General features: G+C 44.6%; 24 protein-coding genes. 13 read left to right on the plus strand and 11 right to left on the minus strand.

The window, feature by feature from the left end:
* Positions 1–314: 314 nt before the first annotated feature.
* The 6 genes from AAEY72_RS04490 (at position 315) to AAEY72_RS04515 (ending at position 7,885) form a co-directional block, all read left to right on the plus strand.
* Positions 315–2,408 (plus strand): EAL domain-containing protein, encoded by a 2,094-nt coding sequence (locus tag AAEY72_RS04490; protein WP_352309588.1) that lies wholly within the window; start codon positions 315–317, stop codon positions 2,406–2,408.
* 200 nt (positions 2,409–2,608) lie between these two features.
* Complete coding sequence (locus AAEY72_RS04495; protein WP_194619237.1) at positions 2,609–3,070, plus strand: c-type cytochrome; 462 nt, start codon at positions 2,609–2,611, stop codon at positions 3,068–3,070.
* Positions 3,071–3,136: 66 nt separating this feature from the next.
* Positions 3,137–4,144: an AAA family ATPase gene (locus tag AAEY72_RS04500; protein ID WP_502945347.1), complete on the plus strand. Its 1,008-nt coding sequence runs from the start codon at positions 3,137–3,139 to the stop codon at positions 4,142–4,144.
* Between the two features lie 91 nt (positions 4,145–4,235).
* The gene (locus AAEY72_RS04505) at positions 4,236–5,273 is read left to right on the plus strand and encodes a hypothetical protein (RefSeq protein ID WP_352309590.1); all 1,038 of its coding nucleotides are present in this window, start codon (positions 4,236–4,238) and stop codon (positions 5,271–5,273) included.
* Positions 5,270–7,531 carry a transglutaminase TgpA family protein gene (locus AAEY72_RS04510; RefSeq protein WP_352309591.1) on the plus strand — a complete coding sequence of 754 codons (2,262 nt, stop codon included), beginning with the start codon at positions 5,270–5,272 and terminating at the stop codon, positions 7,529–7,531. The genes AAEY72_RS04505 and AAEY72_RS04510 overlap by 4 nt, the downstream gene beginning before the upstream one ends.
* Before the next feature lie 66 nt (positions 7,532–7,597).
* Complete coding sequence (locus AAEY72_RS04515) at positions 7,598–7,885, plus strand: DUF4031 domain-containing protein (protein ID WP_352309592.1); 288 nt, start codon at positions 7,598–7,600, stop codon at positions 7,883–7,885.
* Positions 7,886–7,968: 83 nt separating this feature from the next.
* On the opposite strand, the gene AAEY72_RS04520 is transcribed toward AAEY72_RS04515, so the two are convergent.
* Together AAEY72_RS04520 and AAEY72_RS04525 are read right to left on the minus strand one after the other, a co-directional pair.
* Complete coding sequence (locus tag AAEY72_RS04520) at positions 7,969–8,487, minus strand: DUF302 domain-containing protein (RefSeq protein WP_352309593.1); 519 nt, start codon at positions 8,485–8,487, stop codon at positions 7,969–7,971.
* A gap of 162 nt (positions 8,488–8,649) precedes the next feature.
* A complete protein-coding gene (locus tag AAEY72_RS04525; RefSeq protein ID WP_352309594.1) occupies positions 8,650–9,543 on the minus strand; it encodes a LysR family transcriptional regulator in 894 nt (297 codons plus the stop codon).
* A 196-nt stretch (positions 9,544–9,739) separates the two neighbouring features.
* On the opposite strand from AAEY72_RS04525, the gene AAEY72_RS04530 reads away from it, so the two are divergent.
* A complete protein-coding gene (locus AAEY72_RS04530; RefSeq protein ID WP_227669865.1) occupies positions 9,740–10,864 on the plus strand; it encodes an S-(hydroxymethyl)glutathione dehydrogenase/class III alcohol dehydrogenase in 1,125 nt (374 codons plus the stop codon).
* A gap of 131 nt (positions 10,865–10,995) precedes the next feature.
* On the opposite strand, the gene AAEY72_RS04535 is transcribed toward AAEY72_RS04530, so the two are convergent.
* From AAEY72_RS04535 to AAEY72_RS04545, 3 genes are all read right to left on the minus strand, one after another.
* Complete coding sequence (locus AAEY72_RS04535; RefSeq protein ID WP_352309595.1) at positions 10,996–11,694, minus strand: haloacid dehalogenase type II; 699 nt, start codon at positions 11,692–11,694, stop codon at positions 10,996–10,998.
* A 55-nt stretch (positions 11,695–11,749) separates the two neighbouring features.
* Positions 11,750–12,403, minus strand: a complete 654-nt coding sequence (locus AAEY72_RS04540; protein WP_010201018.1) for a DsbA family oxidoreductase — start codon at positions 12,401–12,403, stop codon at positions 11,750–11,752.
* A gap of 322 nt (positions 12,404–12,725) precedes the next feature.
* Positions 12,726–13,280: a carboxymuconolactone decarboxylase family protein gene (locus AAEY72_RS04545; protein WP_210540332.1), complete on the minus strand. Its 555-nt coding sequence runs from the start codon at positions 13,278–13,280 to the stop codon at positions 12,726–12,728.
* A 559-nt stretch (positions 13,281–13,839) separates the two neighbouring features.
* On the opposite strand from AAEY72_RS04545, the gene AAEY72_RS04550 reads away from it, so the two are divergent.
* From AAEY72_RS04550 to AAEY72_RS04575, 6 genes are all read left to right on the plus strand, one after another.
* Entirely contained in the window at positions 13,840–14,511 is a 672-nt protein-coding gene (locus tag AAEY72_RS04550) for a 2Fe-2S iron-sulfur cluster-binding protein (RefSeq protein WP_352309597.1), read from the plus strand.
* A complete protein-coding gene (locus AAEY72_RS04555) occupies positions 14,508–15,500 on the plus strand; it encodes an FAD binding domain-containing protein (protein WP_352309598.1) in 993 nt (330 codons plus the stop codon). Before AAEY72_RS04550 ends, AAEY72_RS04555 begins: the two co-directional genes overlap by 4 nt.
* A gap of 2 nt (positions 15,501–15,502) precedes the next feature.
* Positions 15,503–17,941: a molybdopterin cofactor-binding domain-containing protein gene (locus AAEY72_RS04560; protein ID WP_352309599.1), complete on the plus strand. Its 2,439-nt coding sequence runs from the start codon at positions 15,503–15,505 to the stop codon at positions 17,939–17,941.
* Between the two features lie 112 nt (positions 17,942–18,053).
* Entirely contained in the window at positions 18,054–19,373 is a 1,320-nt protein-coding gene (locus tag AAEY72_RS04565) for an XdhC family protein (RefSeq protein ID WP_352309600.1), read from the plus strand.
* Positions 19,370–20,074: a nucleotidyltransferase family protein gene (locus AAEY72_RS04570; protein ID WP_352309601.1), complete on the plus strand. Its 705-nt coding sequence runs from the start codon at positions 19,370–19,372 to the stop codon at positions 20,072–20,074. The genes AAEY72_RS04565 and AAEY72_RS04570 overlap by 4 nt, the downstream gene beginning before the upstream one ends.
* A gap of 32 nt (positions 20,075–20,106) precedes the next feature.
* Entirely contained in the window at positions 20,107–20,685 is a 579-nt protein-coding gene (locus tag AAEY72_RS04575) for a GNAT family N-acetyltransferase (RefSeq protein ID WP_352309602.1), read from the plus strand.
* A gap of 30 nt (positions 20,686–20,715) precedes the next feature.
* On the opposite strand, the gene AAEY72_RS04580 is transcribed toward AAEY72_RS04575, so the two are convergent.
* The 6 genes from AAEY72_RS04580 to AAEY72_RS04605 all read right to left on the minus strand — a co-directional run bounded on the left by AAEY72_RS04580 (position 20,716) and on the right by AAEY72_RS04605 (position 24,959).
* The gene (locus AAEY72_RS04580) at positions 20,716–21,396 is read right to left on the minus strand and encodes a class I SAM-dependent methyltransferase (RefSeq protein WP_189579954.1); all 681 of its coding nucleotides are present in this window, start codon (positions 21,394–21,396) and stop codon (positions 20,716–20,718) included.
* 385 nt (positions 21,397–21,781) lie between these two features.
* A complete protein-coding gene (locus AAEY72_RS04585; protein WP_352309603.1) occupies positions 21,782–22,396 on the minus strand; it encodes a hypothetical protein in 615 nt (204 codons plus the stop codon).
* A gap of 140 nt (positions 22,397–22,536) precedes the next feature.
* On the minus strand, positions 22,537–23,160 hold the full coding sequence (locus AAEY72_RS04590) for a hypothetical protein (protein WP_352309604.1): 624 nt from the start codon (positions 23,158–23,160) through the stop codon (positions 22,537–22,539).
* Positions 23,161–23,171: 11 nt separating this feature from the next.
* Positions 23,172–23,921, minus strand: a complete 750-nt coding sequence (locus AAEY72_RS04595; protein WP_352309605.1) for a PhnD/SsuA/transferrin family substrate-binding protein — start codon at positions 23,919–23,921, stop codon at positions 23,172–23,174.
* 3 nt (positions 23,922–23,924) lie between these two features.
* Positions 23,925–24,419 (minus strand): PAS domain-containing protein, encoded by a 495-nt coding sequence (locus tag AAEY72_RS04600; RefSeq protein WP_201592336.1) that lies wholly within the window; start codon positions 24,417–24,419, stop codon positions 23,925–23,927.
* 177 nt (positions 24,420–24,596) lie between these two features.
* Entirely contained in the window at positions 24,597–24,959 is a 363-nt protein-coding gene (locus AAEY72_RS04605; RefSeq protein ID WP_010201036.1) for a roadblock/LC7 domain-containing protein, read from the minus strand.
* Positions 24,960–25,130 lie beyond the last annotated feature (171 nt).

Genomic DNA, 25,130 nt, shown 5'->3' on the forward strand with positions numbered 1-25,130 from the left:
GCGGTGGCAGCCTCTCTAAGTCTACTATTTGCCATACTTCAGCATGTCCAAGTTAAGTTAATATGCAGTCGGTTAAATTATTGTCTATAATGAGAGATACTGCGACTTACATTTTTATGGTCTAGAAATACCTACCTACCAAGTCAGTCATCCTAGACCGCATCAATAAACCAGTATTTTCAATACCCGCTGAGCCTAATACTTGTAGTGCTTGCTTGCTTGTTTGCTGTGCTATTTTGATGTTAGAAAAAGCAGCAAGGTATCGAAATTAAGCGATAAAAATAAATACGATCATAAGATTCAAAAGGCCTCCTATGCGTACTCAGTCCGTCTTAAATCTACTAGTTATCGATGCCGATCAGCTCTATGCTGAGCGTCTGGTGGATTTGCTAGATTCTTATTATGACAGCATCAATCTAGGCTTTTTGGATGACAAGGAAGAGTTGCTCAAATCGCTCCGCCAGCCGTGGGATGTTTTAGTTTTTGGCCAAGCCTATGATATGAGCTTTACCGACATGGTGGGCATCGTGCAAGAGCAGAGTATTGATCTGCCGATGATCTGTCTGATGAGTGCAGAGACAGCTCCGACTGCTCATAATGAGGACGGTTTGCCTTCTGTGATGAATGGCACGATGGTTAAGGCGCTTAGGGCAGACCAAGAGACAGCAGTGGTGATGGCTATTTGCTTACAGCATGATAATTTGCGTAGCCGCCGCCAGCTAAAAGCTCTGCATCATGTACTGTCTGAGGCAGAGCAGCGCGCTAATATTTTAATCAAAAACTCCAAAAGTGCGGTTGCCTATCTTGACCAAGGTATTCATATCTTTGCCAATGACCCTTATCTTCAGCTATTTGGTTTTGAATCAATGAACGATATCATTGGTGTACCCGTTATTGATTTGATCGCAGGCGGCGACAACGTCAAAGCCTTTAAGCAGTTTTTGCGACAGTTTGATAAGGGTAGCCGTGAAGAGGTTGAGTTCAAATTCGAAAGCCTACGTAAGGATGGCAGTACCTTTGAGGCAAAACTACAGCTGGCAGCAGCCACCTTGGATAGTGAGCCAGTTACTCAAATTATTATCCAACAAAACAATAGTAATAGTGCTGAGGTTGCTAAGCGCTTGGCAGAAGCTGAGCGTAAGGATAGCTTGACAGGAATCAACAACCGCCACGGTTTTGAAGAGCAGTTGATGACGGTACACCAGCAAGCAATCGATGGCGTACTGACTGCAGGGCTAATGTATGTTCGGCTCGATAACATTGGTAAAATTAGAAGTAGCTTGGGTTTGCAGGGTGTCGATACGACGGTCAAGCAGGTAGCTTATACCCTAGACGAGCTGGTGCCAGAGGGTTATGTAAGCCGCTTTAGCGATACAGCATTTACGATACTAGTAGAGAATCAGACAGCCGCAGAGCTCGAACAGCTCGCCGAGCACATTGGCTCACGTATTAGTGGGATGCTCATTGAAGTCGATAAGCGTACGACAAGCACCACCGTTAGTATTGGTATTGTCAAAATCGAAAAAAATACCGCTGAGCCTAAGATTGTATTAGAGCGAGCGATGGATGCCATTGCTCAGATTATGACTGAGACCTCCAATAAAGGTGGCACCTATCATTTGTATGATCCAAGCGAGCATGCCAATAGTGATGACCATGCGCTCGCTGAGTCTTTAGTCGATGCCATTGCCAATAATCGTTTTGAGCTATCGTTTCAGGCGATATATGACATCAATAATGACCGTAGTGACTTTTTTGAAGTCTATCTGCGGCTGCCATTGGCAGATGCTGACAATACCGTGTTGATGCCTCAACAATTTATGGCGGTTGCTAAAGCGCATCAATTGCTAGAAAAAATAGATCGTTGGGTACTGATTAATGCCTGTAAAAAGATAAATGACGTCCGTAAGATCCATCCTGAAGCGCGACTATTGATACAATTGACCAGTGCTTCGCTGGTTGATAAAAAGCTGCCAAACGTTGCCAGTCAGCTAATTAATGCCGTTGGCGGTGCTGCAGGAGCATTGACGCTACAATTTAATGAACAAGATATCGCTGATCATTTAACGGTTGCCAAATCTCAATTTGAAGCACTTGACCAAGTGGGCTGTCAGCTTGGAATTACTAACTTTGGCTCGTCTACTAAGTCTGTTGAGATTGCCAGCGTTGTCCAGCCAGATATCGTACGTTTGGCTCGTAGTTACGTGCAAGATATCGATTCTGCGGATAATTTAGAAGCCGTTAAGTCTCTTATCGTGCGTACCAATGCAGTTAAAATCGATGTGTTGATGCCTTACATTGAAGAAGCGGCAACCATGTCTGTCGCTTGGAGTGTGGGTGCGCGCTATCTGCAAGGGTATTATTTGGAAGAGCCAAGCAGTACAATAAAAGTGGCTAGTGGTACATAAGAGCACCTAATCTTGTGTGACCATACAGGTATAACCTTAGACGTTTCTTAAGCGTTATTTATTGGTTCAGATGCCGATAAATAACGCTCTATTTTTAAACAGCTATCTATGCGTGCCGACCGATTTTGCCTAATTTTGCCTTGCATTATTATCGATATCGTCTTATATAGCTGGTGCTCCTCAACTAAAGATTGTCAAAAATGTCTATTATCAGTAAGTCATCATTGAGCGGTATTTTTACCGCTGTTCTACTGCTCACCGCCTGCGGGGAAAGTATACCACCTGATCATCGCGCGCCTGTCACGCTGCCACTATATACTGGAGGTAACGCTGTCAATGGTGCCCTAATTTATAAAGAGGCTTGTGGTCAGTGTCATCAGCTCAATGCCGGTCTCAATAAAAAAGGCCCGCAGTTGATGAATATATATGGTGCGCCCGCCGCAGAGCTAGAAGATTACACCTATAGTGATGGCCTAAAAACATCAGGTTGGATATGGGATGCAAAAACGCTCGATCCTTATATTGCGGATGCGGAAAAAGCCATGTTAGATTCAAAGATGCTATCAAACCCTATGCCTGATGCTAAAGAGCGTGCGGATGTGATCGCTTATCTGTCAACGCTTCGTGCCGCCGCGCCCCTAGTGGAAGATGAGGCAAAGTAATTCCTGATTTATACTCATTATCTAAAAAACGAGCCAATAATTACTATGACCCATACAGCCATCGATATGTCCCTTTCCTCTACACGCCAGTCAACGTCAGAGATACTCAGTCAATCTGCGCCTAGTGCTAGCGACTATCGCCATAACCAGCAAAAAATCGCCCAGCTTATGGCACAGTTAAACCAAATTGTGTTGGATAAACCTCAAGCCGTTAAGTTGGCGCTAAGTGGTATATTGGCAGGTGGTCATTTATTACTGCAAGATATACCGGGTATGGGCAAGACGACCTTGGCGCAGGGATTGGCACAGTTATTGGGTTTGAGCTTTAGCCGTGTGCAGTTTACTAACGACATGCTGCCAGCAGATATTTTAGGCATGAGTATCTATGACCAAAGTAAACAGCAATTTGAGTTTCGTTCTGGGCCTATCTTTACTCAGCTGTTACTGGCAGATGAAATCAATCGCTCCAGCCCCAAGACGCAAAGCGCATTATTAGAAGCGATGGAAGAGCGGCAAGTCACCCAAGATGGGAAAACCTATTCTTTGCCGCAGCCGTTTTTTGTGATTGCAACCCAAAATCCTTTGCAGCAAGCAGGTGTCTATCCACTCCCTGAATCGCAGCTAGATCGATTCTTACTATGTTTGTCGCTCGGTTACCCATCACCTGCGGCAGAGCGTGAGCTCTTAAAAGGTCAGGATCGCCGCGAGCTATTAAAAGAGTTGGATGCCGTGCTAGATACGGATGCTGTTTTATTAGCCCAGCAAGGGGTCAAGCAAGTTCATGTCGCGGACGTGGTTTTGGATTATCTACAAAGACTGGTGGCAAAAACACGAGCAAGCCAAGAGTATCATGGCTTATCACCGCGTGGTGTGCTGTCACTACAGCGTGCTGCACAAGCTTATGCTTATGTATCGGGGCATATGGAGATGACGCCTGAAGATATTCAAGCGGTGTTCGCTGCGGTCACTGATCATCGTCTCGGTCAGCGTTTTGTGCCCGCGTATGTGACGGGAAGACAAGCGACGCAGACCATCGCACAACGCATATTGGCAGACGTGGCTGTTATTGTTTAACCGTTTGATTTTTCATAACGTGCGTTTATGTCCAAAACTGCTATTCAATTGTGAATGAGAGTATTAATTTTATGGTAAGGATAGGGTAATCATGAGCTTTTTGCCAAAAGCCTTAACCGTACCAGCTACTTCAGCATTAAGCCGTTGGTTTGCCTCGCGTGCGCCTAAAAGTGATAGCGCCACGCTCAATTTGCGCAATGTCTATATCTTTTTTAGCCGTGAAGGGATGCTATTTGCGGTGTTATTGGTCATTACCTTTATCGCTGGCATCAACTATGGCAATAATCTGGTGCTGGGCTTATGTTTTTATTTGGTCAGTGTCTGGCTTATCAGCTTTCATGTGACATTTGCTCATATCTCAGGTCTAAAAGTACAATTAATAGAAGTGACCATAGCAGAAGCGGGTGCGCCTGTTTGGGTGACTTTGCAGCTGCGCAGTGAGAGCCGCCAACCAAGACGGCAGTTGTTATTTGGCTTTGAGCAGATTGATAAAGAGACGGATAAAAAATCCAGTAAGAAAATCAAACATAACGTGGATAGTCAAAATTCTGTGCTCGTTACACGGCTACAAGATGAGCAGATTATTCGTTTGCCAGTACAGACGCATAGTCGTGGGCAGTTTGAATTACCACGATTAAAAATCAAAACCGTTTATCCTTTGGGCATTATGCGGGCATGGTCTTATGTCTATTTTGCGCGTACTGCTTGGGTCTATCCAAAACCTGAAGCATTTGATTGGCAAGCGCAGTATGCAGTTGCCAGTCAGGAGGATTTGCCCACAGGCGGGCAGTATCGTCAAGGTCAAGACGATTTTGAGCGATTGGATAATTATATTGAAGGTGAGTCGCTGGCACGGGTTTCTTGGGGTCATGTGGCGCGCGGTCAAGGTATGTTTACTAAGCACTTTGCTGATCCAGTTGGTCATGAACAAAGCTTAGATTATGCCGATATGCCAGCGGCGCATCATGAGCAGAGGCTGGCTCAGATGACGTATGGGGCGATGAGGTTGGGTGAGCTGGGTGTGCCGTTTAAGATGTGCTTGCCGAGTGATGCCTCTGCTGCTGCCCCGATGGGAGAAGGTGATAGTTTTGCGCAAGCGTGCTTGCTAAGGTTGGCAAAAACGCCATGACCAATATCTCTAAAATAGATGACTCAAAGAAACCGGTAGAAGTATTTACTGGATCTTCTAAATCAGACTTTATAAATTCTGCAAGCTTTGAGCAGTTGGCACTGGGTCAAAATATCGCTTCTCATACTGAGCAGGCTAGCGATACTAAATGGACTCGCAAGCTATTTGCCTTGCCAGCGTATTATTGGGTATTAATCGCCCAAATCATCGTCATTTTACCTCATGCCGCGCATCTGCCTTTATGGCTGATTGGCTTTGCTGTGGTTAGTATCGCCGCCCAACTACCGCGCATCAAAGCTAAGTTCAAAAAATTGCGTCATTTAAAACGCGTCTATCAAGGCATGCAAATGCTCGGCTTCTTGCTGGGTCTTGTCGGTCTATGGCTGACGTACAATACAGCGTTTGGTCTCGATATGGGCGTGGCATTTTTGGTGCTATGTCTCATTAGTAAGCTGTGGGAATTGTATAAGCGGCGCGATGCTTATGTGGTCTTAAATTTATCACTATTCGTGCTTGCCGCGCTGTTTTTGATGGATCAAGGTCTTGTTACGACTTTAGAAGTAATCATCGGTGCTGTCATTATCTTGTTGGCATTTATTGCGCTCAATGACGATGGTAATACTCGCGGTGATGGTCGTCTGCGCACTTTGGGTGTATTAGGTCTTGGGGCACTGCCATTATTGGTTGTATTGTTTTTATTCTTCCCGCGCTTACCACCGCTATGGTCAGTGCAGCTATCGGGTCAGCAAGCAACCACTGGCGTCTCCGATAGTATGTCGCCCGGTGACTTTGCTAATTTGGGACAATCGACTGAGCTGGCCTTTCGGGTAGAGTTTGCAGATAAGCGCCCACCGCAGCAGCAACTGTATTGGCGCGGCTTGGTATTTAGCGATTTTGATGGGGTTACATGGCGTCCTAGCCCTCAGCAACAACAATGGCGGCCTGCACCGCAAATGCCTGTTTGGATGGAGAACGCCTTTGCTACTATCCCTGATGAAGTGAAAGTTGCGCCTACCAGCTATGAGATCATTTTAGAACCCACACAACAAAACTGGCTATTTGGCCTCGATTATCCTTTTGCCCAGCGCCAAGACATCAGTATTACTTCAAACTTTACCTTATTAAAAGACCAGCCAGTTACTCAGCAGTTCCGTTATGACGTATTACAGTTTGCGCCGATGCGCATTGACCCTGTTCTGTCTGAAGCATTACGGCGGCTGAATCTTGCTCTGCCAGCTGATGGCAACCCACAAGCACGCGCACTGGCAAAGCGATTATTTGCGCAATCTGGCTCAGATCCAGTGCGCTATATTGCAGCTATTGAACGCTGGATTAATCAAACAGAATTTCGTTATACACTATCACCGCCACGGCTGAATAAGAACCGTATTGACGAGTTTTTATTTGAGACCAAAGCGGGATTTTGTGAGCATTATTCTTCAAGTTTTACGTTTATGATGCGGGCAGCTGGTATACCTGCGCGGGTCGTGGCAGGCTATCAAGGTGGCGAGCTAAGCCGCAGTGGAAATGTTTGGGAAGTTCGGCAGAAAGATGCACACGCTTGGACGGAAGTTTGGCTTGAGGGTCAAGGCTGGGTACGTGTTGATCCGACGGCTTTTGTTGCGCCTGAGCGCGTTGAGCAAGGAATGGATGCGCTGACGCAGTCGCAGGGAGCGGCGATGTTCGGTGATGGTGCTAGTGCGCAAATCAGCTATCAGCAATATCAAATGCTACAAACCTTACGCCGCCTCTCAGATCAAGCCAGCTACTATTGGCAAAAAGACGTCGTCGGTTACGATCAGGATAAGCAAGCTGACTCGCTACTCAAATGGTTCAACATCCGCTCAGTCATGCAGCAAATTATTTGGTTGGCAGCGAGTGCTATTACTGTCATGGCTATTTTAATCTTTGTCATCTGGCAACGTCGCCGCAAACGCTGGCATCTAGCCGATCTGCCGCTTGCACAGCTATCAAGACGTATTGGTAAAGTGGATAAATCGCTGGCTCGTGATGAGAGCGAAGGACAACTGGCATGGCTTGAGCGCGTGGCACTGGCTATTGATTCAAATGCCGAAGGTGGTGCTGATAGCCGTTTAACAGACAGCGGTCACTCAGAAATTGTCCAAGCCAAAATCATGCAGATTCAACAAGACTATCGTCAGCTACGCTATGGGCGTCTCAGTGCACTTGAAATCAGTGATAAAGAGTATCAAATAGTGCTCAAACAGCTCAAAAAAAATGTCGGTGAGTTATTTTGATGGCTGTTTGTGAAAGCGTGGTTTAGCACATGATAAGATATTAAGGGTAATAAAGGAGGCGGCTCTATGGCAATATATGTGGATTTTGTGCAGGTAGAATTTAAAGGCTATAAATGGTGCCATATGTTGGCTGATACGCTGCAAGAGCTGCATGAATTTGCCTTATTGATAGAAGTAGATCAGCGCTTATTCCACCGTCATGCCAGTTACCCGCATTATGATGTTACGGTACAAATGCGTGCGACAGCGATTGAATATGGCGCTATCCCTGCCGGTCGAAAAAAGATTATCGAATGTGCTAAGAAGTTAAAAATAGAGCTACACGAGCAAATCGCACAGTCTAAGAATGGCTAATAAATTAATCTTTTGAAGATATAAAAAAGGTGGGTTATGCTTTTGCATCCCACCTTTTTTGTGTTCATATTTCCATCTATAGCTTATTTTGCAATAGCTGCCTTACTGACACCATCAAGCGCTTTTGCGATGTTAGCTATCTCGGTATCACAACCTTTGATGTTATGACGCTCTTTCAAATATTCAGGATTGTTGTACGACAACCAGACTTTTTTATCCGCATCTTCACTGATAAGGATTTTTTGTGGTAAGTCGATGGCGACGCTTTGCTCGCAATTCATCAATGGCGTACCCGCTTTTGGGTTACCAAACATAATCACCTGCGTTGGTCTCAATGTTAAATTGGCACCCTGCGCATTTTTTTGATGATCGACGCGCGCAAATACTTTCATACCTTTACTTTCGATAATCGCCGCCAGCTTATCAGCAGTATCTTGGACAGAATAATTACTTTGCATCGTAACCAAACCCTTTTCAGCATTGATAGCAGTCATCGTTTCTGGTGTTGACGGCATTTTATCCGGTGCGTTTAAAATATTTTCAACGCTGGCACACGAGGACATGGCCAAAGCTAAGGCAGCGATAGAGACAATTTTAATCATAAAAATTCCTTTTATTATGGTAATTTATTTAGTGAGTGAGTGATGCTTGGTTTTGTTAAGCGACCTTCTTCTAATATTACAGATATTTCTTAATGATAGTGGATAATATTCATTTTAAGTAAAACCGAATGTTAAGTAAAACCGAATAGTGGCTTTGTATGTTCATGCTAAATGCTCCGATAGATAATCTACCAGTAATCGAATCTTTGGCGATAAATGACGGTTGTGCGGATAGATAGCCCAGATACTTTCTTCAGGCTCTCTATAGTCATCCAGCAAGCTGACCAGCTCACCAGATGCTAGGTATTTTTGCACATAATAATCCGGTAGCTGGACGATGCCCAAACCTTTTAGCGCAGCATCAACTAGGCTATGACCACTGTTATATTTAACGCTGCCCGAAACGCGTAGATTCTTTTCTTTATCAGCATTTTTTCCAGAATCTATTTTGCCATTTTCTATAAAGTGCCAATAGTCACGTGTGCCTAGCAGACAATTATGTTTACTCAGCTCACTCAAAGAGTGCGGTGTACCGTGTCTCTCAAGATAAGCAGGCGCGGCACAGACAAAATTCGTACGACGGCTGAGTTTTTTTGCCATCATCGTTGAGTCACTTAGTTTGCCAATACGAATCGCCAAATCATAGCCACCGTCGATCAAGTCCATTTTTTGATTGCTCAAAAAAGCCGTTACTTCGATATCGCTGTATCGCATCATAAAATCATTGACCAGTGGTAATAATTGCTGCTCACCATAAGTGACAGGAGCGGTCAGTTTAATCCTACCTTGTGGCTTTGACTGTAGGTGGCTCACTGCTTGTTCAGCGGCATCCAAGCCATCAAGCACACCGCGGCAATGCTGATAAAACACGCGGCCTTCTTCGGTGAGTGAGACCTTGCGCGTGGTTCGATATAGCAACTTTATATTCAAGCGCTTTTCTAACGCGCTGATCTGCCGACTGACTTGCGCAGTCGAGAGGCTCAATTCTTTTGCGGCGCGCGTGAAGCTCTCATGTTCTGCCACACAAACGAATTCGCTAATACCATCCCAACGCATGATTGTTACCACTGTGTAAAAGATATTTGCAAATATAGCATATTGTTATCATCTCAGAAACAACTATAATTATCGATATAGCATGAAATGTTTTACAGACTGCTACAACTGTAGCTTGCCTCTACTAAGTAAGCACTATAAGCTGAATAGGTCTGCGCTGAATAAGCGATAAAATTAATTAAAAAGAGAGACTCTTATGTCAGATAAATTTATTAAATCGAAAGCCGCCATTGCTTGGGGTCCAAACCAACCGCTATCTATCGAAGAAGTGGATGTGATGCTGCCGCGTAAAGGTGAAGTATTGGTAAAGATCATCGCTAGTGGCGTTTGTCATACCGATGCCTTTACCTTATCTGGTGAAGACCCAGAAGGCGTATTCCCAGCGATTTTGGGTCATGAGGGTGGCGGTATCGTTGAGCAAATCGGCGAAGGCGTGACCAGTGTCCAAGTTGGCGATCATGTTATTCCTTTATACACCGCAGAATGTGGCGTCTGTAAAATGTGTACCTCAGGCAAAACCAACCTATGCTCAGCAGTGCGCGAGACCCAAGGTAAAGGTCTGATGCCAGACGGCACTACGCGTTTTTATAAAGACGGTGAGCCAATTTACCATTATATGGGTTGCTCAACTTTTTCTGAGTATACGGTCTTGCCAGAGATTTCATTGGCTAAAGTCAATAAAGAAGCGCCATTAGAAGAAGTTTGCTTGCTAGGTTGTGGCGTCACGACTGGTATGGGCGCGGTCATGAACACTGCAAAAGTCGAAGAGGGTGCTACGGTCGCTATCTTTGGCATGGGCGGTATTGGTCTGTCAGCGGTCATCGGTGCTGCCATGGCAAAAGCCAGCCGTATCATTGCGGTTGATATCAACGAGAGCAAGTTTGAGTTAGCCAAAAAACTGGGCGCGACTGACTGCATTAATCCAAAAGATTATGACAAACCAATTCAGGAAGTCATCGTTGAGCTAACCGATGGCGGCGTTGATTATTCGTTTGAATGTATCGGTAACGTCGATGTGATGCGTTCCGCGCTTGAGTGCTGCCATAAAGGCTGGGGCGAGTCGGTCATTATCGGTGTCGCTGGTGCTGGGCAAGAAATCTCAACCCGTCCGTTCCAGTTAGTGACTGGTCGAGTCTGGAAAGGCTCAGCATTTGGTGGCGTAAAAGGTCGTTCAGAATTACCAGGCTATGTTGAGCGTTACCTAGCGGGCGAAATCCCGTTACAAGACTTCATTACCCATACCATGCCATTAGAAGACATCAACGAAGCGTTTGACTTGATGCATAAAGGCGAGAGTATTCGTACGGTTATTCATTTTTAGAAGTTAATCTTGAGATAGTAGTTTTAAAATGAATATCGTGTCATAGCATTCATAAAAATGCCGCTTCTATTAGTAGAAGCGGCATTTTTTGTTTTATTGCTAAAAAGTTTGATTGCAAAAAATCAGAAGGGTTATTTGCTCAGATTATTGAGAATAATCTGATCGGTAAGCGTACCTAAATCGGATGCTATAAAATCAGGTGTGGGAACATTCGACGCTGATAGCAACGCATTATAAGGTCGCGTGAGAAACGCAGCGTGGCAGCCAGCCGCTTGCGCGCCGATGGTATCCCAAAGGTGGCAGGCGACCAAACACAACTCTGACATTTCAACAGACAACTCTTTGGCTACCATCTGATAGGTTTCAGGTGCAGGCTTGAACTTGCCAACAGTCTCAACGCTGAAGTGCTGCTCAAAAAACTGACTTAGTCCTGCTTTTTCTAATGGTGTTGGCGATGGACTGCTCGCTGAGTTGGTCAACGTCACCAGTCGAAACCCTGCTTCAGTTAGCTTGGTTAACGCTGGCACCGCATCAGGGTGGGCTGGCATTTTGCCCATACGCTCTTTTAACTCATCGATATCGCTTTTTGTCAGCGTGACATTATGAACATCAGCCGTCATCTGTAAGGCAGCGACGCCAAGTTCACCAAAGGGTGTATAAAGACCGGATAAGGTCATGGTTTGAGAATAAAGCACCAATTGGGCAAACCATTCTCTCAGTATTTTTTCATTATCAAATAAGCGAGAAAATAAAGGTGCGAGGGTATCAATATCGAGTAGCGTCTCATTGACGTCAAATATGATAATCGAAGGTGAATGCTCAGAAGACATAAGAGATTCCTTTATTAAGAGACAATGTAAGAGTCAATGTAAGAGCTAATAAAACCTAGTCTGGCATGTCAGCCAACTGCTGCAAGATACTCGTGAAGTTCTCCACGCCTTGAGCACCGCTAACCAAATGACGCTCATTGAATATCACCGCAGGCACGCTTTGGATACCTTGCTGCTGCCAGTGTTGCTCAGCGGCACGTACTTCTTTAGCAAAGCGTTGGTCTTCCAGTACTGCTAGCGCCTCGCTACGATCGAGTCCAGTCTCTGACGCAATATCTGCGAGCACGGAATGATCAGAGATGTTTCTGCCATTGGTAAAGTGGGCGGTGAACAATGCTTGCTTTAACTCATGCATGCGACCTTGCTGATGCGCCCAATGTAAAAGCTGGTGCAAGTTAAAGGTGTTGTGCATACGCATGTCATCACTAAAGTTGAACTCAAAACCAACTTCACTACCAGCTTCCGTCATTCTTGCTCGGCTGGCGTCAGACTCTTGCTTAGTTGAGCCATACTTTTCAGCAATATGCTCCCGAAAGTTTTGACCTTCGCTTGGCATATTAGGGTTTAGCTCGAACGGATGCCAATGAATTTCGTACTCGGTATTGGTTTGCTTGAGTGCTTCAGCCAACTGTCTATAACCAACGACGCACCAAGGACAAACGACATCTGATACGATATCTATGCGTAGGGGCTTCTCGATATTTTTCATATGACCTCTCATTATTTACAAGTTTGTTATTCATGATTTCATTATTTATGATGATAATTATAGTCAGTGAAAAGTAATATCGATACATCACATACTGCTGACATCATTTTTCTTGCTTACTGTGCCTGCGCAGACAGAGGCGACAAAAAATTGATATCAGCAATACCGTAGCGTTTTTAGGATACTTTGACTATAACTACCGTCTTATTCAATAAGATTTTAACTGAAAAAACTGCTGCTCGATTGTTTTCGAACAGCAGTCTCTCTTACAGCAGTATAAAAACACCAGAGGGGTCATTACAACCCCAAATTGGCGGTTTCGTTAGTCTGCTTTGTGCCATTCAAATTTTTGGAACGGCTTATCGATTGGCGTGTTAGCAAGATGGTTGGTGTAATTGCTCATCACTTTTTGCGCCGCAGCAAGGACTACTTCTAGGATTTGGCGTTTGGTAAAGCCAGCATCCAAGAATGCTTGTACAGCAGCATCATCTACGTTACCGCGACCACGGACTACAGAGAGTGTAAAGTCACGTAGCGCTTCTAATTTCTCAGTCGGTAGTGTAGTTTCATTGCGCAATGCTTCGGTGATGGCATCATCCACTTTCATGCTTTTGGCGATACCAGTATGTGCAGGTACGCAATAATGACAAGCATGCTCGACGTTGATGGTTTGCCAGACAACAGTGACTTCTTCGTCATCGAAACTGCTGTCCAAAAACAACTCATGTAGACGTTGATAGCCTTCAAGCAATCCAGGCGCTTCAGCCATCACAGCATGCAAGTTTGGAACCATGCCAAATGCTTTGATAGAAACGTCTAGCAAGTCTTTGCTCTCTGCTGGTGCGCTTTCTTTGTCGTGTAATGTAAATTCGGTCATACAAAATCCTTAAGATAAATAGTTGTTAGGTCGTTTTTAGAGTGTTGTAGCTTAGATTTCTTAGAGTAGATACCTGAAATCAGATCTCTTAAAAAGGACAAGTCAATTTGAGTGAATACTCAATTTAACATGTCAATCTTCTCTAAGTGAATCAACTGCAACCACTATAAACAAATTTGAGTGATTGCTCAACAATGAATTGTGAAGATATATAGCCAATTTGTAACGGCACCAAAAATGTGACTCATGAAAGGATAATGACTGTATTGAAGATTTTACCGAACACATTTAAAACTTGTTTGATTGCCTACTGATAATGTAGAAAACTGAACAATGTAAAAAGGAGTCATTATTATAAATAAGATGCCTGTTAGCAGCATCACTCACGTCTCGACACTCTCTATGATTAAAAACTACCTATGATTAAAAACTACACTGTAATAACTACAAAGTAAAAACAAAACAACTTTTTTCATACGTCATAATAAATTTATTGACGCTGTTATTTTGAAGCGTATTTCACCATTTTATTATATTCATCTGCCAGCGAGAAGCCAGCATGTCTACTTTGACCTTAACAATCAATAAACAGGATTATCAGCTAGATAATCTTGACGCCCGTACGACACTGCTCGACGTCTGTCGTCAGCACTTACGAATCACTGGACCTAAAAAAGGCTGTGACCACGGTCAATGCGGGGCTTGTACGATGCTCATCAATGGACGACGGGTTAATTCTTGTCTGACACTTGCGGTCATGCATGATGGTGATGACATCACAACGATTGAAGGCATCGGGATGCCGGATTCGTTATCGGAATTGCAGCAAGCCTTTAAAGACAACGACGCCTTTCAGTGCGGATATTGCACCCCCGGTCAGATCTGCTCAGCGACGGCATTGATAGAAGAGATAAAGCAAAATTGGCCAAGTCATGTGAGCACAGACTTGCAACATCCTGACGGTCTCCTTGTACAAGAAATCGCTGAGCGCATGAGCGGCAATATATGTCGCTGTTCTGCTTATCCCAATATTATTAAAGCCATCTCGCAAGTGCTGGAGAGTCAATTGTCAGAGTCTAATATTCTAACAACGGACAATACTGCGCAAAATCCAAGCGTAACAGGTATTTGGTCACCACCGCCTAGCGAGGCGCAACTTGGTAAAGCCTCAGTGAATAATAAAATGGCAAATAATAAAACAGCAACTGCTACGACAGGAGGCCGCGCATGAGACGTTTTGAATACAGCCGTGCTGATGCACCAGAGCAAGCCGCGTTATCTGCTAGTAGCAAAGATGCTTCTTTTATCGCAGGTGGTACCAACTTATTAGACTTGATGAAGCTAGAGATCGAGACGCCAGTTAAATTGGTCGATATTACTCGCTTAGAATTAGAACAGGTTGAGACTACTGCCGATGGTGGTCTGCGTATTGGTACGCTTGTGACCAACAGTGATTTGGCAGCGCATCCTGAAGTTATTGCAAATTACCCAGTACTATCCCGAGCAATTTTGGCGGGCGCGACAGGTCAGCTGCGCAATAAAGCAACCACAGGTGGTAATTTCTTGCAGCGTACTCGTTGTTATTATTTTTATCAAACAGACAGCGCCTGCAATAAGCGCGAACCGGGGACTGGTTGTCCTGCTATCAATGGTGAGAACCGTACGCTGGCTATTCTAGGCACGAGCGATGCCTGTATTGCTCAGCATCCATCTGACATGGCAGTAGCAATGCGCTTACTTGATGCCAGTATCGAGACAGTCAAAGCGGATGGCTCGACTCGCGCTATCGATGTAAAAGATTTTTATTGCCTGCCAAAAGATACGCCGCATATCGAAAATGTATTGGAAGCAGGCGAGCTAATCACTCACGTTGTATTACCTGCACCTATCAAGGGTATGCATACTTATGACAAAGTGCGAGATCGCGCTTCCTATGCCTTTGCACTCGTATCCTGTGCTGCAGTGATAGACGCTGATGATAACGGCAATCTGAAAACGGTGCGATTGGCATTTGGTGGCATCGGTACTGAGCCATGGCGTAACGAAGAAGTTGAAGCATTATTAATGGATACCGATGGCAATAGTGACGTTATTAAGCAGGCTGCCGATCTGTTATTGCATGATGCCAAAGGTAATGGTCAAAACGACTTTAAGATACCGTTGACGCGTCGCCTACTAAAACAAGTCATTCAGCGCGCACTAGCGGGCGAGGGAGCATAATCATGTCATTATTTGAATCAATCACTCAGTTAGAACCGACCAAAAAAATGACCATGGATGAGCCTGTCGAGTCTTTGTTTAGCAAAACGGCGAGCAAACTGGTCGGTAAGCCAATCAACCGTATCGATGGCTCGTTAAAGGTTAGCGGTCAAGCGCATTATAGTGCGGAAATCCACTTAGATAATAAAGCCTACGGTGTTTTGGTCGGTGCGACCATTGCCAAAGGTCAAGTCGAGAACATTGATAGTAGTTCTTTAGACGGCATTCCTAATATTATCAAGGTTGTCACAGACCCTAAGCATTTTTTGCGCAACTCTCAGCAAGGCGGTTTAAAAAAGGCACCAAAGCAGGGAGCAACTGAGATTTTTTATCATGGTCAACCTATCGCTGTGGTCATCGCTGAAACCTTTGAAGCGGCAACAGAAGGGGCGAAGGCGCTTAAAGTCAGTTATAAAGATGAGACTGACCAAGCGGCATTGAATTTTACTAAAGAGCTGTCTAACGCCCATGCAGTCGATGAAAAAAAAGGCTCTGACAAAAACTATGTCCAAGGCGATCCAGAACAAGGACTTATTGACTCTGATGTGACGCTCGATCGCTTTTACCATACGCCGAGTCAAAACAGCTCTGCCATGGAGCCACATGTGACATTGGCACATTGGGAAGACGACAAACTTATTCTTTATACTGCCAACCAAATGCTCGCGTCTTGTAAGCAGCAAGTCATGGACGCCTTAAACTTAAACAAAGACCAAGTTCAGTTAATCGCGCATTATGTCGGTGGTGGGTTCGGTAGCAAGCTGGGTATTGCGCCTGAGTCTATTGCCGCTGCGATCGCTTCAAAAGAGCTTGGTCGTCCAGTATTGGTTACCATGACGCGTCCACAAGTGATGGAAGCGACAGTCAGACGCTCAAACACTCGTCAGCGCATTGCGATTGGCTGCGATAAAAATGGCGTTATCGATACGTTGATTCACGATACCGTTTCTAGCAATTTGCCAGATGAGGCGTTCTTTGAGCCAACTGCCTTATCTACGCACTATCTATACAGTGGTAAAAACCGCCGTGTAAATTATGAAATGGTAGACATGAACCAAGTGCTATCAGGCTCAATGCGTGCACCCGGTGAAGCTGTCGGTATGATTGCCGTTGAATGTGCGATGGATGAGCTGGCTTCACAATTAGATCTTGATCCTATCGAGCTGCGTCGCCGCAATGAACCCGAGAAAGATCCTAGCAAAGATATTCCGTTTTCGTCACGTCAGCTGATCGCTTGTATGGAACAAGGTGCAGAGCAGTTCGGTTGGAGTCAGCGCAATGCTAAGCCTGCCAGTCAATTAGAAGGCGATTGGTGGATAGGAACGGGTATGGCAGCTGCAGCACGTGGGAATCAATTACAGCCTTCTGAAGCACGTGCAACTCTGCAAGTAGATAAGTCAAAAGCGCTCGGTGTCAAAGCAGTTATCGAGACAGACATGACGGATATCGGTACTGGGTCTTATACTGTGTTCTCTCAGGTAGCCGCAGATTTACTAGGACTGCCCATTGACCATATTGAGATGAAACTGGGTGATAGTGCATTTCCGCCCGCAGCAGGTTCAGGTGGTAGTTGGGGAGCGGCGAGTGCAGGTAGCGGTGTCTACCTCGCTTGTGAGCAGCTGCGTGAGATGCTAGCAGAAAAAGTGGGTCTATACCCTGATACGATTCAGCTAGATAATGGTCAAATTAAGCAAGTAGGCAAGCACGATCTAACAGCTATAGAGGCAGCCAAAGAGAACAGTCAAGCGTTCGCTGATAGCACTATTGATAAAATATCTGAAACGACTGGAGTTTCATTTTCAGAGAATGTATTAGAAGAACAGTCAGAATCAAAAAAATATGATTTTGAGAAAACAGAGTTTTATGCGCTTGCCGACGTGGTCGCGGATTATGAGGAGCAAAAGCTCAGTGCCAAAGGACAGATAAAGCCAGGTAAAAATGGTAAGAAGTATCGTCAATCCTCTTTTGGCGCGAACTTCGCTGAAGTAGCCGTGCATAAAGTCACTGGTGAAATTCGAGTGAAACGTATGACAGGCGCATTTGCCGCAGGTCGTATCCTTAACCACAAAACAGCGACTTCGCAATGCTATGGTGGCATGGTATTCGGTATTGGTTCAGCGTTGATGGAAGAGGTTATTCACGATAAACGTGATGGTCGCCTGTGTAACCATGACCTTGCCGAGTACCACGTGCCAGTCAATGCCGATGTCCCGCAGCTAGATGTGATATTGGTCGAAGAAGACGACCCTTATACCAACCCAATGCATATCAAAGGTATCGGTGAGACTGCGATTGCAGGTGCTGCTGCCGCGATTGCTAACGCTGTCTATAATGCCGTTGGCGTACGTGTTTATGATTTTCCGATTACCCTCGATAAGCTGCTTTATGAGATGCCAGAGTAATTTTCGTGTTCCATGTTTATGACAAAAACCCGCTTAATGAGCGGGTTTTTACAACTCAATCAGCAGTATATTTCATCATTATCAAAAAAATAACTACCAAATAAGAGGCGTTATGAATCAGGTCGCTGACATTCTTGAGCTGGCAAGTACGGCTAAGCAGCAAGGCATTGATGCTGTATTGGCAACTGTCGTACGTACTGAGGGCTCAGCATATCGCCGCGCTGGCGCGATGATGCTCATCTGTGAAGATGGTCGCTCAGTTGGGATGATTAGTGGTGGCTGCTTGGAGCCGCATATTATCAAACGTGCCTTTTGGCTTACTCGTGATGGTGCCACTGTGCAAGTCTATCAGACAGGCGACGATATTGAATATGCTGACAATGGTCAAGCGAAAGCAGGCGCTAATAAAAATGAAACTAAGCATGATATATATAATGAGCCAGATAGCGATTTAGACGACGTGGACTTTGATGAGTTAAATTTCGGCTTGGGCTGTAATGGGCGAGTGCATGTATTATTTGAGCGACTAACGACAGCAATGCCATTGTTAGAGACAATCCATAATGTTCGACGTACTCAGCAGCCAATTACTGTAGCGACTTTAATTTGTGCTAACGACTATCAGCATCAAGACTCTATATCGCAAAACGGTGATAATTTGCGAACCGGGATGAGGATTAATTTAGATGAATATCGCAGTTTGGGAAGTGTTTCTGCACAAGGGAAAACAGCGTTTTCAAGCATACTTGCTAATACCGTAGAAGAATTAGCACAATATAAGCTGTCTGATAAAAATGCCGAATATGTGATAGTGGAAAACGGTGAGGCAACAACAGAATGGCTTGTGCAACGATTGCAACTACAAGTGCGTTTATTGATTTGCGGGGCGGGTAACGATGTGATGCCACTGGTGACTATGGCTAAACTACAAGATTGGCATGTGACGGTCATCGATAGTCGCGCACAATATGCGACTCGCACGCGTTTTCCTCAAGCGGATGCGGTGATGTCGCTACCTTTAAGTGACAGTGAGACTTTGCTTCAGCTGAGCCATAACGCCGCAGTCGCTCTAATGTCACACAGTTTGAGTCAAGATCGTGCTCGCCTAGCGATACTGATCGAGCATGCAAACAATTATAAATACTTAGGACAGTTGGGGCCGCGCTACCGGACCGAACGTTTAATCAATGAAATTAGCATGAATATCAGCAATCCTACTATTTTAGAAGCTGGTATTCATAAATTGCATTATCCGATTGGCTACAAGCTTGGTGGAGATGGCCCTGAGGCACTCGCGCTCGGTATCATGGCAGAGATAAATACGGTCATGCATAATCAAACTACACCAGTAGGTCTTTCGCATAATAATCTCTCAAATATAGCAGCGGTGAGTAATGACAAAGATGCTGATATTATCCAGAGTGTTGTATGAGCAAGCGTGCATTTACAGAAAGTACTGAACGACAGAGCCAAAATCACGCGGTCATCATCTTGGCAAGTGGCATCAGTCAGCGTCTCGGTCAACCCAAACAGCTACTCATTAAGAATGGCAAGCCATTGATTACTTATATGACTCGACTGGCAATAACTACCAATCCGCAATCCATTGTCGTTGTCATTCCTGATAATCATCATTCAATTGCTAGTGTAATTACAGAGTTGGCTGTGCAGTACCCAACGGTTCAAATAGTAGTGAACCCGAAACCTGAAACGGGTATGGCGGATAGTTTACGTTTGGGTATTGAGACAATTGCGGCTTTTGAATCGATTTCAATCGATCGAGTGCTCATCATGGGAGTGGATCAAGTACTATTAGATGAGTCTCATTTAACATCATTGCTAGCGGGCAAGAAGTTTGTAGTAGCCAGTCGCTATCATAATTGGCAAGGTTTAGAAAAATATCAAAATCTGCATGAAAGTGCATCTGATATCATTGGTCTGCCTTTGGTTATTAACTATAAATTACTTAGACAGTGGCAGACAACGCTAGCAGGGGATAAGGGGCTACGGCATTTGATTAGAGAGCTACCAGCCGATCAAATAGGTAAAGTCGATAATGATCAACTTAGCTATGACATTGATACGCCTGAGCAGCTAGCATATGCAAAACAGCAAGGCTGGCTTGATGATTAGCTTTACGAATATAATTTATTTTAAACCATGAGATGCGAGAGAATAAAATCATAAATACGATAGAAACTGAACGCCTCTACCTCAGACAATGGCAAGCAAGCGACTTTGCGACCTTTGCCGACATGAATGCTGATCCAGAAGTAATGCAATACTTTCCTAAGTTATTAACCCCTAGAGTAAGCGATATCATCGCCAATAAGTGCCAGCAGCTTATTGCAGATAATGGCTGGGGGCTTTGGGCAGTTAGCCTAAAAGTTGATGAAGAAAATAGCGGTGGCTTTATCGGGTTTGTAGGCTTGAATGACACGCACGCAGATATGTCGTTTGCCCCTGCGGTTGAGATTGCTTGGCGGTTACATAGAGCCTATTGGGGACAAGGGTATGCTACTGAAGCAGCTCGTGCGTCTTTGAATTTTGCCTTTACTGAGCTGGGGCTTGAAGAAGTGGTTTCATTTACGGCGGTCATTAATAAGCGCTCGCAACTTATTATGCAGCGCATTGGTATGACGGATACGCAAGACAATTTCTATCATCATGCGCTCAAATCAACTCATCCGCTTGCTGAGCATGTGTTGTACAAGATATCTCGTCAGCAGTGGCAAAATATATAGAAAACTTACTATAAAACTGCTCTGTATTGTTTATTCGTTTTGACCAGTCTCAACCCGCGAAAATGTCAAGATATGCCCCTTAAAAGGTAAATCCAGATAAGTGGTATTCTCAGGCTTGACGTGTTGACTACTAAAGCCAAACTCAGCCATCTTATTAGTCAGTTTGTTTTTGCGACCGCGACCAGGATCGACCACGATGACCTCGCAGGTTGGCATAGCATGACGGTCAATGAACTCAGCCAGTATATCGATGTGCTGATCTTCATAAAGCAAGTCGCTGCCGATAATCATATCAAACTTGCCAAGATGGCTATTGTCTTCTGCCCAGTCTAAACGCTCAAAATTGATCTCTTTGTTATTATTCAGCGTGGTATTTCTATCAAGGAAATACTCAACCGTTGGATGATAGTCAGTCGCTGTGATGTCAGCATGTCTGTGATTGAGTAGTAGACTAGAGAGAGCCATACCGCAGCCAACTTCTAAAATACGTTTGCCTGCGATATCGTAATCGAGCATGTGATTGGCCAGTACCAAGCTTGACGGCCATATCACCCCAAACATCGGCCAAGAAGCCGAGCAAATGCCCAAATTCAACGCTTCATCGTCAGGGTCGCTAAATTGTTGGTTGTCGCGCAGGGTGCAAATATGGATATCGGTGTTGCCAATTTCAATCGTTTGATAACGCACGCGCACAGTGGTCAGCGAAGTCATAAACTGTCCTAAAAATAAGCAAGAATGCAAAGTTTGGCAGAGGTTGCCACTTTCAGTAAGGTAGGACGTTGGACGAAGTGATTTAAATCTTGGAGGCTTTATATTTTGTAGAAGCTAGGGTTTTATAGAGACTTAAACAGCAGTAAGAAAACATCTTACATGCGTGAGAAGAGTATGACCTAAACGTTGACAAGTTGTTGTTAATTCTGAGGGTATTCTTATTACTGTGTGAAATTGACTAGAATTAGAAAGCAGTAGAAAAATGAATGGCATGAGAGGAGTTGGTGTAAGAGATCGCAGTGCGCTTAATTTTATATAAGCGCACTGAGTATTACTCTAGTGTGAAAGGTTGATATTAAGCAGTATATCAATTGGTTCAACTGAATTAATTCAGAAATCTTAACCCAGAAGTTTTTAGTGCCCATACCAGCTCTACAAAGGCGCGGCTATTGGTCAAAGGTTCGCCATCGATGATGAGAACGTAGCCAGCACTATCTATCCATAAAAACACAAAGCTGGTCTCAGGAATGAGTAGATCAACTTGCTGAAAAAAAGAGATAGCTTGGCTTTCTACTGCCCACCCACGTTGCTTTTGTCGTAGCATAAATCCTGAAAAATCAGCCGCCGCCACACTGAGCATATCCGCTTCTTCTTGGCTGTAGCCAATACGTGCCAAGCAAAATCCTTCATCAGAGCCAATGGCAGCACGGCGTTTGCCCGATAAGCTGGCAACGACATAGGGCAAAAACTGATCTAATGGCAAATTGGGCGCTGGCAATAGGAGAGACAGTTTTTCAATCCAGCCATGTTCTATAAAGCACTGTAGCCAAGTGTCAGAATAACGCTGGAGCCAATCAGCAGCGAGCAATGTCTGATCATAAGACAATAAATCCTGTAATGCCAGCTGCTCAGCAGTCGGTTCGTTTTGTGAAAATGCTTCAAAAATACCGGCTGGGGTCAGAGTCAAATATGTTTTAGCAGCATTTAAATAAGAAGACATAGTAACTACCATTATGATGAAGGTTATAGAGTGGCGATAAATTAGTTTTTCATATAGTTGAATTCAAATAATTTCGATACAAGGAAACCGAGCGCAAGTTATACATTAATATGCTTAGCGAGAATGACGATGTAGCGGATTTATATGGATTTGGCTATAGTTTGATCAAGGTGCTGTTGGCAATTATCCCAACGCGTATCGAACTGCCAATCACTTTTGCCCAAGCGAAACCATACTAAGGAAAACGCCAAACGATCATTGCGCGCCATACAGTGGGCAAAGAACTCATTTTCGATTTGCTCAATCGTACCCCAATCTTTGTCATCACGCGCTTGCATTAGCTCCGTCGTGATGTCTTTAGCGATTTCTTTGGCATCATCGCTGCTGATACGCAGCCGTTGTTTTTGCTCATTAAGAGAAGGAGATATCAAAACGCTCCAGCGGGTCGCGAGCATACTATTGCGTTGAATATATCTTTTCTTATCGATACAGTCGCGGAACCCTTGTTGAATGTGAGGGTGCAGGCGATCTTTGACACGAATAAACAAGTTGTTTACATCGTAAGGAATGTCATACCAACAGCCATAAAAGAAGTCTGCCACAGCACCTTGCAGTGGCTCTCTTTCAGTCAATAGTAGCGCCGCATTGATGCGTTGTTCATGAAAGTGACGGTTGTTGGGTGCCAAAAACACTTTGCGCGAGTAAAACCGAAATGCTCGGTGCGCGACTTTCTCATTCTCTTTGATAAGGTCTACATCAGACATAATGGTGTTCCTCAGTCCAGCAAGGTCTGCATCAAATCTATCATAAATTCGGCGTCTTCTTCATTCATCGCCTCAAACCCTTGCGGCATACCAAGTTCAGCTAAGGCTTTTTTACCATCATCATCGTTGTGCAGATTGAGAATGGCTTCTATAAAGATTTGTGCATCAGGGAAGCCGTCTTTGATAAGTAGCACGTGGCTGATGTCAGCCAAGTCACTTTCGATGAGTACGGAGAGCTGGGTCTTGGTCAACCGCGAAAAGCTATGAAAAATTTCTGCCAAAAAGAACGCGGCTTGGGCATCCCCTTTAATGACTTTACGGGCAGCTGCCTGATAGGTTTCCGTGACATCCCAGTTGAGGTCAGACTCTTCGATATCAACCGCTTCTAGCAATCGTAAGCCAATCAGTTTGACATCTCGGTTGTCTGCCATGGCGATGGTAGCGCCAGCCTGAATGTCTTCTAAGTGGTTAATGTCGCTATTTGCAGCAGCGGCAATGACCATTTCATCAGACTTTCCGATAGGGCGGGCAACGGCACGGTAGCCTTGCTCACGGATTAGGGTTGCGGCATCAAAAGGGTTGGCGTAAATGACCTGAATGTCACCCGCATTAATGACTTGCTCTTGCTCAGCATGTGATGCGGGGATGTTCAAGTGCATATTTAAGTTGGCACGTTTTTGGATCAACGTATTGAACATGTGCCAGCCTGCAAAACGCTCAGGCGAAAAATCTGGGGCGATTAACATATTGTGTGTCGTCATGATTCAGCCTTCCTCGTTTTGTTTCATTTGGGCGTATTGCGCCATTGCCGCTTCGATTTTGCTGCGTGATGGCTTGCGTCGTACGGATGTATAGCCTACAGTTTCGCCGTGACGAACGTTAGGTACGACGGTTGCATAGACCCAATAATGACTACCATCTTTGCATAAGTTTTTGACGTAGCCATGCCATTTTTGCCCTGCTTCGGCAGTGTCCCACAGATCTTTATAAGCTGCTTTTGGCATGTCAGGATGGCGCAAAATATAATGCTGCTGGCCAATCAATTCATCGACATGGTAACCGCTAATCTGAACAAAAGCATCGTTGACGTGTGTGAGTATGCCATCCAAATCGGTACGCGATACAATCAATTTTCCATCTGGATAAGGGCGTTCGATGCCCGTGTCATAGACAGTACGCGACGTGCCATCGTGGTAAGTCAAGGTAATCTGTTCGGCAGGCATATCAGGCTTGTGTGCATCAGGGATTGGAGAACCCATGGTCATCTCCTTCATTGGTCGTTATGTAGTTAATCTTCTATAAATTGGATACGGTGTCAGCCTTGCTTAGCCTACTACTTGTAGTACTTTCACCCGGCTTCCTTGTATCCAAATTATATTGAACCGACTATGTTTATAGTAATTAAAAAGCGAATAAATTCGATAAGCAGTTGCCAATCAAATGAGCTTTGCAAGGGCTTCTGAGGCACGTTTGATATCTAAAAATATCAAACCAAGCTTGGCATTGGGTTTTGCCATAATAGTGAGTACCGCCTCATCTCCCGATGACGTCATAATAACGTAGCCTTTTTCACCCTGAATCATAATACGATCGATACTACCACGTGCCAACTCACGACCTGCACGGTCACCCAACGATAATAATGCTGCTGACATAGCACCCACACGGTCTTCATCGACGCCAGTTGGTAGAGCTGAAGCAATCATCAGACCATCGTTAGAGATTAGGGCAGATGCTTCAACATCTGCTGATGAGCTGTTTAGGTCTTCTAGTATCTGTTGAAATGAATCGGTACGCATATCGCTTTCTCTGTACTGGTGATTGGTTTGTATTTATGAACTAGCTGAATTAGCTAGAAATATCCTTGTTGTAAGAAAGGTATTATAATTCCTTTGCTTCAACATCTGCTGATGAGCTGTTTAGGTCTTCTAGTATCTGTTGAAATGAATCGGTACGCATATCGCTTTCTC

Source organism: Psychrobacter sp. W2-37-MNA-CIBAN-0211, assembly GCF_040309405.1.
Lineage (GTDB): Bacteria > Pseudomonadota > Gammaproteobacteria > Pseudomonadales > Moraxellaceae > Psychrobacter > Psychrobacter glaciei.